The organism is Xanthobacter albus, assembly GCF_043194895.2.
In the GTDB taxonomy this organism is placed as follows: Bacteria; Pseudomonadota; Alphaproteobacteria; order Rhizobiales; family Xanthobacteraceae; genus Xanthobacter.
Window position 1 is genome coordinate 1,060,560 of sequence record NZ_CM195532.1, and the last position, 13,612, is coordinate 1,074,171.

Annotated in this window: 11 protein-coding genes; 5 read left to right on the forward strand and 6 right to left on the reverse strand. The window is 69.7% G+C overall.

Translation table 11 applies throughout. The features are described 5' to 3' along the window. Positions 1 to 6: 6 nt before the first annotated feature. The 6 genes from V5F75_RS04725 to argE all read right to left on the reverse strand — a co-directional run bounded on the left by V5F75_RS04725 (position 7) and on the right by argE (position 6,864). Positions 7 to 855, reverse strand: coding sequence for an ABC transporter ATP-binding protein (locus V5F75_RS04725; RefSeq protein ID WP_394033328.1), 849 nt, complete (start codon positions 853 to 855; stop codon positions 7 to 9). Next, positions 852 to 1,658 (reverse strand): ABC transporter permease, encoded by an 807-nt coding sequence (locus V5F75_RS04730; protein ID WP_394033329.1) that lies wholly within the window; start codon positions 1,656 to 1,658, stop codon positions 852 to 854. The genes V5F75_RS04725 and V5F75_RS04730 overlap by 4 nt, the downstream gene beginning before the upstream one ends. Positions 1,659 to 1,728: 70 nt before the next feature. Then, entirely contained in the window at positions 1,729 to 2,721 is a 993-nt protein-coding gene (locus V5F75_RS04735) for an ABC transporter substrate-binding protein (RefSeq protein ID WP_394033330.1), read from the reverse strand. 250 nt (positions 2,722 to 2,971) lie between these two features. After that, positions 2,972 to 3,922, reverse strand: coding sequence for a LysR family transcriptional regulator (locus V5F75_RS04740; RefSeq protein WP_394033331.1), 951 nt, complete (start codon positions 3,920 to 3,922; stop codon positions 2,972 to 2,974). Between the two features lie 133 nt (positions 3,923 to 4,055). Beyond that, the gene (locus V5F75_RS04745) at positions 4,056 to 5,570 is read right to left on the reverse strand and encodes a 4-hydroxyphenylacetate 3-hydroxylase family protein (RefSeq protein WP_394033332.1); all 1,515 of its coding nucleotides are present in this window, start codon (positions 5,568 to 5,570) and stop codon (positions 4,056 to 4,058) included. Between the two features lie 139 nt (positions 5,571 to 5,709). Further along, the gene (gene argE / locus V5F75_RS04750) at positions 5,710 to 6,864 is read right to left on the reverse strand and encodes an acetylornithine deacetylase (protein ID WP_394033333.1); all 1,155 of its coding nucleotides are present in this window, start codon (positions 6,862 to 6,864) and stop codon (positions 5,710 to 5,712) included. A gap of 205 nt (positions 6,865 to 7,069) precedes the next feature. On the opposite strand from argE, the gene V5F75_RS04755 reads away from it, so the two are divergent. The 5 genes from V5F75_RS04755 (at position 7,070) to V5F75_RS04775 (ending at position 13,545) form a co-directional block, all read left to right on the forward strand. Then, the gene (locus tag V5F75_RS04755) at positions 7,070 to 9,169 is read left to right on the forward strand and encodes an oxidoreductase (RefSeq protein WP_394033334.1); all 2,100 of its coding nucleotides are present in this window, start codon (positions 7,070 to 7,072) and stop codon (positions 9,167 to 9,169) included. Positions 9,170 to 9,412: 243 nt separating this feature from the next. Then, positions 9,413 to 10,699 (forward strand): flavin-containing monooxygenase, encoded by a 1,287-nt coding sequence (locus tag V5F75_RS04760; RefSeq protein WP_394033335.1) that lies wholly within the window; start codon positions 9,413 to 9,415, stop codon positions 10,697 to 10,699. Between the two features lie 51 nt (positions 10,700 to 10,750). Next, positions 10,751 to 11,167 carry a RidA family protein gene (locus tag V5F75_RS04765; protein ID WP_394033336.1) on the forward strand — a complete coding sequence of 139 codons (417 nt, stop codon included), beginning with the start codon at positions 10,751 to 10,753 and terminating at the stop codon, positions 11,165 to 11,167. 4 nt (positions 11,168 to 11,171) lie between these two features. Further along, positions 11,172 to 11,846, forward strand: coding sequence for a DUF1028 domain-containing protein (locus V5F75_RS04770; RefSeq protein WP_394033337.1), 675 nt, complete (start codon positions 11,172 to 11,174; stop codon positions 11,844 to 11,846). Positions 11,847 to 12,048: 202 nt separating this feature from the next. Further along, positions 12,049 to 13,545 (forward strand): aldehyde dehydrogenase, encoded by a 1,497-nt coding sequence (locus V5F75_RS04775; protein ID WP_394033338.1) that lies wholly within the window; start codon positions 12,049 to 12,051, stop codon positions 13,543 to 13,545. Positions 13,546 to 13,612 lie beyond the last annotated feature (67 nt).

Here is a 13,612-nt window from a genome sequence, read left to right on the forward strand (position 1 = left end):
CCGGCCTCAGTGCTCCTCGTCGATCTCGTCGTGGAGCAGGCCGAGGATGCGGCGCTTCAGGGCGATGAACTCTGGCTCCAGCACCAGGTCCATGGAACGGGGGCGGGGGAACTCCACCTGGATCTCCGCCTTGATGCGCCCCGGCCGGGCGGTCATCACCACCACCCGGTCGCCGAGGAGGATCGCCTCGTCGATGTCGTGGGTGACGAACAGCACCGTCTTCTGGGTGTGCTCCCACACCCGCAGCAGCAGCTTCTGCATGGTGCCGCGGGTCTGGCTGTCGAGGGCGCCGAACGGTTCGTCCATGAACAGCACGCTCGGGTCGTTGGCGAGCGCGCGGGCGAGGGCGACACGCTGCTTCATGCCGCCGGAAAGCTGCGAGGGGAAGGCGTCCGCGAACTGGCCGAGCCCCACCTCGCCGAGGTAGCGATCGGCGATGGCGCGGCGCTCGGCCTTGCCGAGGCCCTTGCGCCGGGGGCCGTATTCCACGTTCTGCCGCACCGTGAGCCAGGGGAACAGGGTGTAGCCCTGGAACACCATGCCCCGGTCCGGACCCGGCTCGCTGACGAGGTGCCCGTCCACGCGGATGTCGCCGGCGGTCAGCTCGGTGAGGCCGGCGGCGAGGTAGAGCAGGCTCGACTTGCCGCAGCCCGAGGGGCCGACGATGACGCAGAACTCGTTCTGCTCCACGTCGATGGAGACGTCGTCCACCGCCAGCGTGCCGCCCGCCCCGCCATAGCGCAGGGTGACGTTCTCGATGGCGAGCCGCGCCGGGCTGCCGAGCGGGCGGCGCTTCTTCGGAAACAGCTCGACGGGCGCCGGGTCCATGGGGGAGGCGGGGGAAAGATCGGTCATCGATGTGCCCACGGCGCGACCTTCGCGCGAAGGAAGCGGAAGAAGAGGTCGGAGAGGAGGCCCAGCACGCCGATGGTGGCGATGGCCATGAAGATCACGTCCACCTGGAAGCCGCGCATGGCCTTGATGGTGATGTAGCCGAGGCCCGAGGAGGCAGCCACCAGCTCCGCGACCACGAGGTAGGACCAGGCCCACCCCAGCGTGACGCGCAGGGTGTCGAGGATCTCCGGCAAAGCGGCGGGGAAGATCACGTGCCACACCACCTCGGAGCGCTTGGTGCCGAGGGTGTAGGAGGCGTTCACGAGGTCGCGCGGCACCGCGCGGGCGCTGTCGGCGATCATCACCACCTGCTGGAAGAAGGTGCCGAGGATGATGACGCTCACCCGCTGCTGGATGCCGATGCCGATCCACAGGATGAGCAGCGGCACGAACGCCGTCACCGGCAGGTAGCGCACGAAGTTCACCAGCGGCTCCAGCACCGCCTGCACCGCGCGGTAGCTGCCCATCCACAGGCCGACCGGGATCGCCAGGACGGAGGAGATGGCGAAGCCCAGCATCACCACCTCCAGGCTCGCCAGGGTGTGGACGAAGAGGCTGCCGTCGGCCAGGAGCCGGCTGCCCGCCGCCCACACCTTCTCCGGCGAGGGCAGGAACATGGCGGGCACCACGCTGGCGTGGGAGACGAGCCACCAGCCCGCCACCACGACGACCCATACGACGACCCCGGTGGTGATCGCGGCCTTGCGGGAAATGTCCCTGAAGGGGGTGGTCATCAGCGTCCAGGGCGCGCGTCGGGAACTCATGTCATGTCTCCTGCGGGCGTGCCGCCGGCCCCGGTGGGGCGCCGGCGGCGGCCTGTCCCGGCTGGTGGTGTCACTGGGCGGTGGCGAAGGAGGGATCGACCAGGGTGTCGTAGTCCACCTTCATCTTCATCATCCCCTTGCCGCCCCAGATCTTGTTGGCGAGCTGGATGAGCTCGGCGGCCTCGCCCTTCTGCGGATTGCCGAAGAACTCGATGTTGCGGGCCTTGTCGTAGAAGTTCACGCCCTTGGCCGAGTCGGCGAAGTCCTTGGGGTCGGCGAGATAGCCGCCCACGCCCTTGGCCATGATGGCGTAGGCCTTCTCGGGGTTCGCCTTCATGTAGTCGACGGCCTTGTAATAGGCCTTCACGAAGGCGGCGATCTCGGCCTTGTGGCCGGCGATGAAGTCGCACTTGAGGCCCACGGTGTCGACGATGGCGCCGGGGGTGGAGGTGGAATCGATCAGCACCTGGCCCTTGCCGGACTTGCGCACCTCGGTGAGGTGGGGCTCCCAGGTGACGGCGGCGGGCACGCGATCGGCGATGAAGGCGGCGGCCGCGTCGTCGGAGGTCATGTTGGTGACCTGCACGTCGGTCTCCTTCATGCCGGCCTTGTCGAGCAGGATGTTGAACCAGAACTCGGACACCGAGCCCTCGTTCAGCGCCACCTGCTTGCCCTTGAGATCCTTCAGCGACTTGACGTCCTTGCCGGCGAGCACGCCGTCGCCGCCATGGCTGTCGTCGAGCGCCAGCACCGACTTGAAGCAGAACTCGGGCGAGCGCCACTTCATCACCTCGTCCACGGTGGAGGCCATGCCGTCGAGGTCGCCGGAGGCGACCGCCGCCATGTAGATGGCCGCGTCCTCGATGGTCTTCAGCTCCACGTCGAGGCCGGCTTCCTTGAAGTAGCCGAGGTCGCGGGCGAGATAGAGCGGGCCGTAGCCCACCCAGGTGGTCATGCCCAGGCGGATCTTGGCGGCATCGGCCGCCTCGGCCGGCGCGCCGAGCACGATGCCGGCGGCGAGGCCGGCGAGAAGGGTGGCGGTCTGGAAGGTCTTCTTGATCATTGTTTCGGGTTCCGTCGCGGGTCTCGGCCGGGCCCGCACGGGGCGGTCCGGGCCGGGGTGGAACACGCTGACGCCGACACTTTTCCAAGGTGGCGGAAAGGCTGGGAAGCCTTTCCAGACCTCAGTAAAACCCCGGAGATCAGCTCCGATGACGAGCTAAACACGCACCCTTCTTCGGCAAAAATAGTCTTTTCGAGGGTTCTGCCTCGCCTTGGCCTAAGTAGGGGCTTCCCCGCTTCGGCGGCGCGGATCAGGGCTTGCGCACCCGCCGGTCGAGGGCGGGGGGCACCATGCCGGGGATGTAGGCATCGGAGATGAACGACCGGCAGTGGGACTCGAACGCCTGCAGCAGGCGGGACTTCTTGAACTGCGAGACGGTGGCGGTGCCCACCACCATCGGCCGGTGGTCTCCCGAGAGGCGCACCCGCACCACACGCCGCCCGTCCAGCGCCAGCTCCGAGCGCGGGCGCACGTTGAACAGGGTGTAACCGTAGCCGTTGGCCACCATGGTGCGCACCACCTCCTGGTAGGCGGAGCGCGAGTGGATCTTCGGCTGCAGCCCCTCCTTGAGGAACAGGGCCAGGAAATACTCGCGGCTGATGGGCAGGTCGAGCAGGATCAGGGGCTCGTCCACCAGGTCCTGGAGGCTCACCGCCGAGAGCCGCGCGAAGGGGTGCGCCTCGCTCACCACCACGTGGGGCGGCAGGCTGGCGAGGGGGGTGAAGGCGATGCCGTCGGGGATCTGCAGGTCGTAGGTGACGGCGATGTCGATCTCGGCCCGCCGCAGGCCCTCCAGCAGCCATTCCTGATTCGCCTCCACATGGCGCACCTGGGTGGCCGGGAAGGCGGACATGAAGCCGTGGGACAGTTCCGGCATGATCATGGGAGCGAGGGTGACCATGCAGCCCACGGAGAGCTGGCCGCGCACCTGGTCGGTCGCCTCGGAGGCGACGGCGTAGAGCCCTTCCGCCTGCTCGATCAGGTGCTTGGCCTCGGCGAGCAGCTTGCGGCCGGCGGGCGTCAGCGACAGGCCCTGGGCGTGATGGCGCACGAAAAGCTGGACGCCCAGCTCCTGCTCCAGATGGCTGATGGCGGTGGAGATGGAGGGCTGGGAGATGCTGATCCGCTCCGAGGCGAGCGTGATCGAGCCGGTCTCTCCGGCCGCGATGAAATACTCCAATTGCCTCAGCGTGTAGCGCATGCGCCTTTCCTACCCCGTTTCCGGAACCCTGCGCGAGCGATTCCGGAGTGTGCGGTTCCGGCGCACAACTCGATGCTTGATCCTGGCAATTCAGCGGGGCGTCAATGTGTCGGGGATGGGCGGCGGCGCCGCCCTATTCCGCCGCGCGGGAGCGGGTGTCGAACCAGCGCGAGACGGCGCTGTCGGCGGCGGTGCGGGTGGCCTCGCCCGTCACCGCATCCGACAGGCCGGCGGATTTCCGCACGAAGTCGAGCGGGCCGTCCCAGTCGAAGTTCCGGTACACGGCCGCGAGATGCGCATAGGGCGGGGACTGGGCGAATAGCTGGAAGGCGAGGCGGTGGCCCGCATAGTCGGAGTTCAGGAGATCGCGGGCGAAGGCCAAGAGCTTCCTGCGGTCCTCCGCCGCCCACTCGTCATTGAGGGTGTAGAACTTCTCGAGCCAGGGCTGCGTTTCCGGGTGGGCGAAGGCGGCGGCGTCCGGGGTGACGCAGATCTGCCCCCCGCACAGCTCGCGGGCGATGTGCATCACCTCGTGGAGCTGGGAGCAGGCGTGCACGCGTCCCGCATAGAGCAGCGACTGGTTCGGCATCAGCAGCCCGCCCGGCGAGCGCTCCGAGAGGGTTAGCGCCGCCGTGAGGTGGGCGTTGATGCCCTCGCGGTAGACGGCGAGGGCGGCCAGCTTCTCCTGCACCGCCTGCTGGCGGTCGATGCCGGTGGAGCGCGCGTTGAACAGGGCGGCGCCGATCAGCATGTCGGCGAAGGCGAGGTGGCGCTGCACGAAGGCGAAGGCCGAGTAGCGGTGCAGCGTGGCACGGATGAACATGGCCGCCCGCGTGTGGCGGTAGAACAGCACGTTCTCCCAGGGGATCAGCACGTCGTCGAAGACGACCAGCGCCTCCACCTCGTCGAACCGGCTGGAGAGGGGATAGTCCGCCTCCGGCCTCTGCCCCGCGAAGCCGGTGCGGCAGATGAGCTTGATGCCCGGTGAGCCGAGATCGCAGATGAAGCCCACCGCATAGTCGGAATAGGCGCTGTCGCCCCAGTTGGCGATGGTGGGCTTGGTGAATGCCTGGTTGGCGTAGGCAGCGGCGGTCTCGTACTTGGCGCCGCGCACCACGAGGCCGGCGTCGGTCTCCTTCACCACATGCAGCAGCATGTCCGGGTCCTGCTCCTGCGGCAGGCGGGAGCGGTCGCCCTTGGGATCGGTGTTGGCGGAGACGTGGAAGGGGTCGTGGTACAGCACCCGGTCGATATGCTCGCGGATGTTCTCGGAAAAGCGCGGATCCACCTCGTTGAGCACGTCCTGCCCGTCGAACAGCGACCACATCTCGCCCACGGTCTCGTCGCCCACGCGGGTGACGATGCCGCCGATCTCGCGCATCACGCAGTCGGTGGCGCGGCGCTTGTCCCACCAGTCTTCCTGGGTGATGGGCAGCTTGTTGCCGACGCCGTTGACCTCCCCGTCCTGGGTGAAGGTCATCACGTCGCGGGTGCGGGCCTCCCACTGCATGTCGTAGATGCGGGCGCGGATGTCCACCAGCGGCTTGAACATGGGGTGGGTGGGCACGTCCCGCACCCGCTCGCCGTTGATGTAGACCTCCCGCCCGTCGCGGATGGACTCGAGATATTGCGCGCCCGTGCGGATCATGGCGGGACCTTTGCCTGCGGAGAGCGGACGGGCGGGCCTGCCGTCCCGTCACCGGGCCGATCCTGTCGCCGGGCGGGGCGGGGGGAAAATATGGCTTTCCGGTCCATTGCTTCGGAAAGGCCGAACCAGCCCCGTCCCCTCAGGCGGCGAGCCGCGCGAGGAGCGCATCCATGAAGCGGTCGCAGGCGGCGATCTGGTCCCTGGCCACCCATTCGTCCGGCTTGTGGCCCTGGTCCATGGAGCCGGGGCCGCACACCACCGTGGGAATGGCGAGGCGCGTGCTGAACAGCCCGCCCTCGGTGCCGAAGGCGAGCTTGACGCGCGCATTGGCGCCCGTGAGCGACTGGGCGAAGGCCACCACCGGCGCGTCGTCCGCCGTGGCGAGGCCGGGATAGCTGTTGGTCTGCGTGAGCCGTACCTCGGCCTCGGGGAAACCGACCTTCCAGGGGGCGGCCACCGCCGCTGCATCGGCCTCCAGCTCCGCGAGCAGCACCGCCGGATCGTCCTGCGCGAGGTTGCGGAACTCCAGCTCCAGGGTGCAGGCGTTGGGCACGATGTTCAGCGCCGTGCCGCCCGCGATGCGCCCCACGTGGAAGGTGGTGTAGGGCACGTCATAGGCCGGATCGCGCGCGCCGCGCTCCGCGTACAACGCCTGCCGCGCGCGGATCTTCTCCACATAGGCGGCGGCGAGGTGGATGGCGTTGAGGGCCGTGGGCGCCAGGGCGGAATGGGCCTCGCGCCCGCAGCACAGGGCCCTGAGGGCGGTCTTGCCCTTGTGCCCGGTGGCGACCCGCATGGAGGTGGGCTCGCCGATGATGGCCATCTGCGGCCGGAACGGCGCCTGCGCCAGCGCATCGAGCAGGCCGCGCACGCCCACGCAGCCGATCTCCTCGTCATAGGAGAAGGCGAGGTGCAGCGGCAGCGCCAGCTCCATGCGCGACGCCCGGTCGGCCGCCGCCAGCGCGCAGGCGAGGAAGCCCTTCATGTCCGTGGTGCCGCGGCCGATGAGGCGCCCGTCCTCCTCCCGCAGCCGGAAGGGATCGCCGCTCCAGGCCTGCCCCTCCACCGGCACCACGTCGGTGTGGCCGGAGAGCATGACGCCGCCGGTGTCGCGCGGGCCGATGGTGGCGAACAGGTTGGCCTTGGTGCCCTCGGCATTGGGCACCAGCATGGCCGCGATGCCGCGCGCGGCGAGGAACTCCACCACGAAGGCGACCAGCTCCCGGTTCGGGGCGGACGAGATGGTGGGGAAGGCGACGAGCCGTTCGAGAAGGTCGAGGGATCGGGCGGTCATGGAGGTCTCCGCGCCGGCGGCGGCGGGCGGTTGCGCGCAGGGGAGGGCGCTGGGGGGCGCCCGGCTGCCTTCTCCTTAGCAGGCGCGGCGGCGGCGACGGGCTCGGAACTCCCGAACCATGGCTTAGAAAAAAGCGAATTTCGATGCGGCGAACCCACGGATAGTTTTTGACAGACCTCCCAGAACGCTGCCCAGGAGTCCTCAGGTGGCCCGCGATCCCCGTTACGACATCCTGTTCGAGCCCGTGAAGATCGGGCCGGTCACCACCCGCAACCGCTTCTACCAGGTGCCCCACTGCAACGGCATGGGCTATCGCGACCCGACCGCCCTCGCCACCATGCGCGCCATCAAGGCGGAAGGCGGCTGGGGCGTGGTGTGCACCGAGCAGGTGGAGATCCATCCCACCGGCGACATCTCCCCCTTCGTCGAGCTGCGCAACTGGTCCGACCAGGACGTACCGGCGTTGGCCCGCATGGCGGACGCCATCCATTCCCACGACGCGCTGGCGGGCCTCCAGCTCGCCCATAACGGCATGAACGCGCCGAATCTCTATTCGCGCGAGATTCCCTTCGGCCCCGCCGACCTGCCGGTGTTCTCCATCTATGACGATCCGGTCCAGGCCCGCGCCATGGACAAGACCGACATCCGCAACCTGCGCCACTGGCACCGCGCCGCCGCCCTGCGCGCGAAGAAGGCGGGCTACGACATCACCTATGTCTATGCCGGCAAGCTGTTCGGCGGCGCCATGTTCTTCCTCTCCCGCCGCCACAACGACCGCACCGACGAATATGGCGGCAGCCTGGAGAACCGCTGCCGGCTGCTGAAGGAGCTGATCGAGGACACCAAGGACGCGGTGGGCGACACCATGGGGGTGGCCTGTCGCATCTCCGTGGACGAGCTGATCGGCCCCGAGGGCCTGCATGCCGCCGAGGCGCGGGACATCATCTCCCACCTCGCCGAGGTGCCGGACCTGTGGGACCTCACCCTTTCAAGCTGGGACAACGACAGCCAGACCTCCCGCTTCGCCGACGAGGGCTACCAGGAGCCGTTCGTCACCGGCGTGAAGAAGCTCACCACCAAGCCGGTGGTGGGGGTGGGGCGCTTCACCTCGCCGGACACCATGGTGCGCATGATCCGCCAGGGCATCCTCGACCTCGTGGGCGCGGCGCGCCCCTCCATCGCCGATCCCTTCCTGCCGAAGAAGGTGGAGGAGGGGCGCATGGAGGACATCCGCGAGTGCATCGGCTGCAACATGTGCGTCTCGGGCGACCACACCACCACGCCCATCCGCTGCACCCAGAACCCCTCCATGGGCGAGGAATGGCGCCGCGGCTGGCACCCCGAGCGCATCCGGGCGAAGGAGAGCGAGGCCAAGGTGCTGGTGGTGGGCGCCGGCCCCGCCGGGCTCGAAGCCGCCATGATGCTCGGCCGGCGCGGCTATGAGGTGGCGCTGGCCGAGGCCACGCGCGACCTCGGCGGCCGGCTGGTGGCCGAGCGCCGGCTGCCCGGCCTTTCCGCCTGGGGCCGCGTGGTGGACTACCGTGTGGGCCAGATCGACCCCATGGCGAACGTGGAGGTCTATCGCGAGAGCCGGCTGACGGCGGAGGACGTGCTGGGCTTCGGCTTCGCCCATGTGGCGGTGGCCGCCGGCGCCACATGGCGGGCGGACGGCATCGGCCGCCGCCTGCTGAAGCCGCTGCCCGTGGCCGAGGGGGTGGAGGTGCTCACGCCCGACGACCTGATGGCCGGCCGCCGCCCCGCCGCCGGCCCCGTCATCGTCTTCGACGACGACCATTACTACATGGGCGGCGTACTGGCCGAGCTGCTGGCGCGGGAAGGCCGGGAGGTGGCCCTCGTCACCGCCAATGGCGAGGCCTCCACCTGGATGAAGCTGACCATGGAGCAGCACTTCGTGCAGGCGCGGCTCCTGGAGGTGGGCGTCACCATCGTGCCCCATCGCCTGCCGACGCGGGTGGAAAGGGGCGAGATCGAGCTGGCCTGCGTCTATTCCGGGCGCCTTGAACGGCGGGCCTGCGCCTCCGTCGTCCTCGTCACCGCCCGCCTGCCGCGCAAGGGCCTCGCGGAGGAGCTGGAGGCGCGCCGGGCGGAATGGGCCGATGCCGGCCTCCTCTCCGTGACCCGCGTGGGCGACGCTTTGGCGCCGGGCACCATCGCCGCCGCCGTGTGGGCCGGCCGCCGCTTCGCCGAGGAGCTGGACGCTCCGCCGCGGGGGCTCGACGACCTGCCGTTCCGCCGCGAGGTGGCGGGCCTCGACACGGGGCCGCTGCCCTGGGCGGCGGCCTGAGGGCTTCCCGCCCGGCGGCGGGATGGCGGCGAGGACGCGCGACACCGGGATGGCTTCATCCCGGTGCGCCTGCGCTTGTCTTGAGAATGGAAGAATAGATCTCATCAAGACATCATGTTTCGGGAGATCCGAAGCAGTGCCGAAGAAAATGATATTTTTTATGATCCAGCGCGGCCGCTAGGGTGACGATCAAACCTCAGGCTCTTCATTCGGAAGGTTTTGAGGGTAAGCGAGGTATGAGACATGTCGGTTGAAAGGACGGACACGCTGATCGTCGGCGCCGGGCAGGCGGGGCTGGCCATGAGCGAGCACCTGAGGCGGAGCGGCGTGCCCCATCTCGTCCTGGAGCGTGCCCGCATCGCCGAGCGCTGGCGCTCGGAGCGGTGGGATTCCCTGGTGGCCAACGGCCCGGCCTGGCACGACCGCTTCCCGGACCTCGACTTCTCCGCCGTCGACCCCGCCAACGGCCCGGACGACTTCGTGCCCAAGGAGGCGGTCGCCGATTATTTCGTCGCCTTCGCCGAGAAGACCGGCGCGCCGGTACGCTGCGGCGTGGAGGTGCTGAAGGCCGAGCGGAACGCCGGCCGCTCCGGCTTCCGGGTGGAGACCTCCGCGGGCGTGATCGAGGCCGAGCGCATCGTCGCGGCCACCGGCCCCTTCCAGCGGCCCATCATCCCCGCCGTGGTCCCGGCCGGGATCGGAATCACGCAGATGCACTCCGTCGCCTACCGCAATCCCGGCCAGTTGCCGGAAGGCGCGGTGCTGGTGGTGGGGGCGGGCTCCTCGGGCGTCCAGATCGCGGAGGAGCTGATGGAGGCGGGCCGGCAGGTCTATCTCTCGGTGGGCCCACACGATCGCCCGCCGCGCAGCTATCGCGGGCGCGACTTCGTCTGGTGGCTCGGCGTGCTCGGCAAGTGGGACGCCGCCGCCCAGGAGCCGGGCAAGGAGCATGTGACCATCGCCGTGAGCGGCGCCCACTGCGGCCACACCATCGACTTCCGCCGCCTCGCCGCGCGGGGCATGACCCTGGTGGGACGCACCGAGGGCTTCAAGGACGGCGCGGTGACCTTCTCCCCCGATCTCGCCGCGAACCTGGCGCTGGGCGACGAGAGCCATCGCGCCCTGCTCGACGAGGCGGACGCCTATATCGCCCGCAACGGCCTCGACCTGCCGGAGGAGCCGGAGGCGCGCCTCACCGTGGCCGACGCCCCCTGCATCACCCAGCCGCTCCGCTCGCTGGATCTCGCGCAGGCGGGGGTTTCCACCGTCATCTGGGCGACGGGCTTCGCGCTCGACTACGGCTGGCTGAAGGTGGATGCCTTCGACGCCGCCGGCAAGCCGCGGCACCAGCGCGGCGTCTCCTGCGAGGCGGGCATCTATTTCCTGGGCCTGCCCTGGCAGTCGCGGCGCGGCTCCAGCTTCATCTGGGGCGTGTGGCACGACGCCAGGTATCTGGCGGACCAGATCGTGATTCAGCGCAAGTATATGGACTACCACGCCGCAGCGCGGCGCCCGCCCGAGCCCGCCTGAGCGCGCGGCCCGTTCCCTTCAGACCCCGCGCGCGACCCAACGGAGGGCGAAATGGCGCATACCCGCATCCGCAAGTTCAACACCAAGGACACCTACCCCGAGCAGAAGCTCGACAACGACCTCGCCCAGGCGGTGGTGACGCAGGGCGGCAGGATCGTGTGGCTGCGCGGCCAGTGCCCGCAGAACCTCGACGACGCCGTGAACATCACGAGCCATGACCCGGTGGAGCAGACCCACAAGGTCATGCAGAACATGCGCCAGCTCATCGAGGAAGCCGGCGGCTCCATGGAGCACCTGGTGAAGGTGGTGGTCTACATCACCGATGTCCGCCACCGCGAGGCGGTCTACCGCACCATGGGCGAGTACATCAAAGGCGTGCACCCGGTGTCCACCGGCCTCGTGGTGAGCGCCCTGGCGCGGCCCGAGTGGCTGGTGGAGATCGACGGAACCGCCGTCATCCCGGAGTGATGCGATGACCTTCTCCCTGGTCGCCCGCTGCCGCGAGACGGGCATGTTCGGCGTCGCCATCTCCTCCTCCTCCCCGGCGGTGGCCGCGCGCTGCGCGTTCGCCCGCGCCGGGGTGGGGGCGGTGGCCTCGCAGAATGTGACGGACCCCGCCCTTGGCCCGCGCGCGCTCGATCTCATGGAAAGCGGCATGGGGGCCGGGGAGGCCATCGCCGAGCTGCGCCGGTCCTGCCGCTTCATGGAGTACCGGCAGGTGCTGGCGGTGGATCGCACCGGCGCCGCCGCCGTCCATTCCGGCGCCAGGGCCCTGGGCCTTTGGGCGGAGGCCTGGGGCGAGGATGCCGCGGCGGGGGGCAACCTGCTCGCCGACGGCGACGTGCCCCAGGCCATGATCGACGGTTTCCGCGCCGCGACCGGCCATCTGGGCGACCGGCTCGTGGCGGCGCTGCGTGCCGGGCTCGCGGCCGGGGGCGAGGCGGGTCCCGTCCATTCGGCTGGGATCAGGATCGTGGACAAGGTGAGCTGGCCGGTGGCGGACCTGCGCTGCGACTGGACGCTGGATTGCCCCATCGAGGCTGTCGCCACCGCGTGGAGCATCTACAAGCCGCAGATGGGCGCCTACATCCAGCGCGCCCTCGACCCGCGGGAAGCGCCGTCCTACGGCGTGCCCGGAGACGAGTGACACCAAGGGCCCTTGGGGAAGCCTGCGCGGCGCTTGAGCGGACCCGCTCGGCACCGGTCAAAGGCCGGGGCCGATGGTATGAGACAGGAGCGCTTCATGGCTTCCCGGAAGCGATGAAGCGCCCTGGCCCTTTTATGTTGCGCGTTTTCGTCACGCGAACCGGTTTCCGCTTCGCTTGAAGACGCTTTGGGAGAGGCACGCCATGCGGAACTACACCCGAGAGGACTGGGCGGCGCGCGCGGCGCGGATCAGCTTCCGCCGGCAGGCGTTCATCGACGGCCGGTTCGTCGATGCCCGCTCCGGCGAGACCTTCGACAGCATCAACCCGGCCACCGGCGCGGTGCTGGCGCAGGTGGCGGCCTGCGACGCCGCCGACATCGACCGCGCGGTGGCCGCGGGGCGGCGCGCGTTCGAGGGCGGGCGCTGGAGCCGCATGGCGCCGGGCGACCGTAAGGCGGTGATGCTGCGCCTCGCCGAGCTGATCCGCGCCAATCTCGAGGAACTGGCCCTGCTGGACAGCCTCGACATGGGCAAGCTGGTGACGGATGCCGCCACCATCGACGCGCCCGGCTCGGCCCATTTCTTCCAGTGGTATGCCGAGGCCATCGACAAGCTCTATGGCGAGGTGGCCTCCACCGCCGCCGGAGACCTGGCGCTGGTGCGCCGGGTGCCGCTGGGCGTGGTCGGCGCCGTGGTGCCGTGGAACTTCCCGCTGGACATGGCCACCTGGAAGGCCTCCGCCGCGCTCGCGGCCGGCAATTCTGTGGTGCTGAAGCCGGCCGAGCAATCCCCCCTTTCCGCGCTGCGGCTCGCCGAGCTGGCGGCCGAGGCGGGCGTGCCCGACGGCGTGCTCAACGTGGTCCCCGGCTTCGGCGCCACGGCGGGCAAGGCGCTGGGCCTGCACATGGATGTGGACTGCCTCGCCTTCACCGGCTCGACCGAGGTGGGCAAGCTGTTCATGCAGTATTCCGGGCAGTCGAACCTGAAGCCGGTGTGGCCGGAGACCGGCGGCAAGAGCGCGAACCTCGTGTTCGCCGACTGCGCCGACCTCGACGCCGCCGCCGACATGGCGGCCTTCGGCATCTTCTTCAACCAGGGCGAAGTGTGCTCGGCCAACTCGCGGCTCTACGTGGAGCGCTCCATCAAGGACGCGCTGGTGGAGAAGCTCGCGGCCCGCGCGCAGGCCATGCAGCCCGGCGACCCGCTGGATCCGGCCTCGAAGATGGGCGCCATCGTCGACGAGAAGCAGACCCAGGGCATCATGCGCTTCATCGAGGCGGGCAAGGCGAGCGCCAACCTCGTGACCGGCGGCGCGCGCGTGCAGGTGGATGGCAAGGGCTGCTTCGTGGCGCCCACCATCTTCGACGAGGTGCGGACCGACGATCCGCTGGTGCGCGAGGAGATCTTCGGGCCCGTGCTTTCCGTGGTCGCCTTCGACACGGAGGAGGAGGCGGTGCGCCTCGCCAACGATTCCATCTACGGCCTCGCCGCCTCGGTGTGGACCGACGACCTCAGCCGGGCGCTGCGGGTCTCCGAGCGGCTCCACGTGGGCACGGTCTCGGTCAACACGGTGGACGCGCTCTCCGCCCAGACGCCGTTCGGCGGCATGAAGCAGTCCGGCTTCGGGCGGGACCTCTCGCTCCATTCCCTGGACAAGTACACGGCGCTGAAGACCACCTGGATCAAGTACCGGGCCTGATCGGCCGGAGCGCGGGCCGTCCCTTCCGGCCCGCGCCGCCCCCCTCACCCAGCGCACCCGGCAGGGG

Excerpts from the sequence above, each read along its gene's own strand:
- V5F75_RS04770 (WP_394033337.1), top strand. The coding sequence starts at position 11,172 with ATGACCTTCTCCCTGGTCGCCCGCTGCCGCGAGACGGGCATGTTCGGC.
- V5F75_RS04775 (WP_394033338.1), top strand. The coding sequence starts at position 12,049 with ATGCGGAACTACACCCGAGAGGACTGGGCGGCGCGCGCGGCGCGGATC.
- V5F75_RS04735 (WP_394033330.1), bottom strand. The coding sequence starts at position 2,721 with ATGATCAAGAAGACCTTCCAGACCGCCACCCTTCTCGCCGGCCTCGCC.
- argE (WP_394033333.1), bottom strand. The coding sequence starts at position 6,864 with ATGACCGCCCGATCCCTCGACCTTCTCGAACGGCTCGTCGCCTTCCCC.
- V5F75_RS04725 (WP_394033328.1), bottom strand. The coding sequence starts at position 855 with ATGACCGATCTTTCCCCCGCCTCCCCCATGGACCCGGCGCCCGTCGAG.
- V5F75_RS04765 (WP_394033336.1), top strand. The coding sequence starts at position 10,751 with ATGGCGCATACCCGCATCCGCAAGTTCAACACCAAGGACACCTACCCC.
- V5F75_RS04760 (WP_394033335.1), top strand. The coding sequence starts at position 9,413 with ATGTCGGTTGAAAGGACGGACACGCTGATCGTCGGCGCCGGGCAGGCG.
- V5F75_RS04730 (WP_394033329.1), bottom strand. The coding sequence starts at position 1,658 with ATGAGTTCCCGACGCGCGCCCTGGACGCTGATGACCACCCCCTTCAGG.
- V5F75_RS04740 (WP_394033331.1), bottom strand. The coding sequence starts at position 3,922 with ATGCGCTACACGCTGAGGCAATTGGAGTATTTCATCGCGGCCGGAGAG.
- V5F75_RS04745 (WP_394033332.1), bottom strand. The coding sequence starts at position 5,570 with ATGATCCGCACGGGCGCGCAATATCTCGAGTCCATCCGCGACGGGCGG.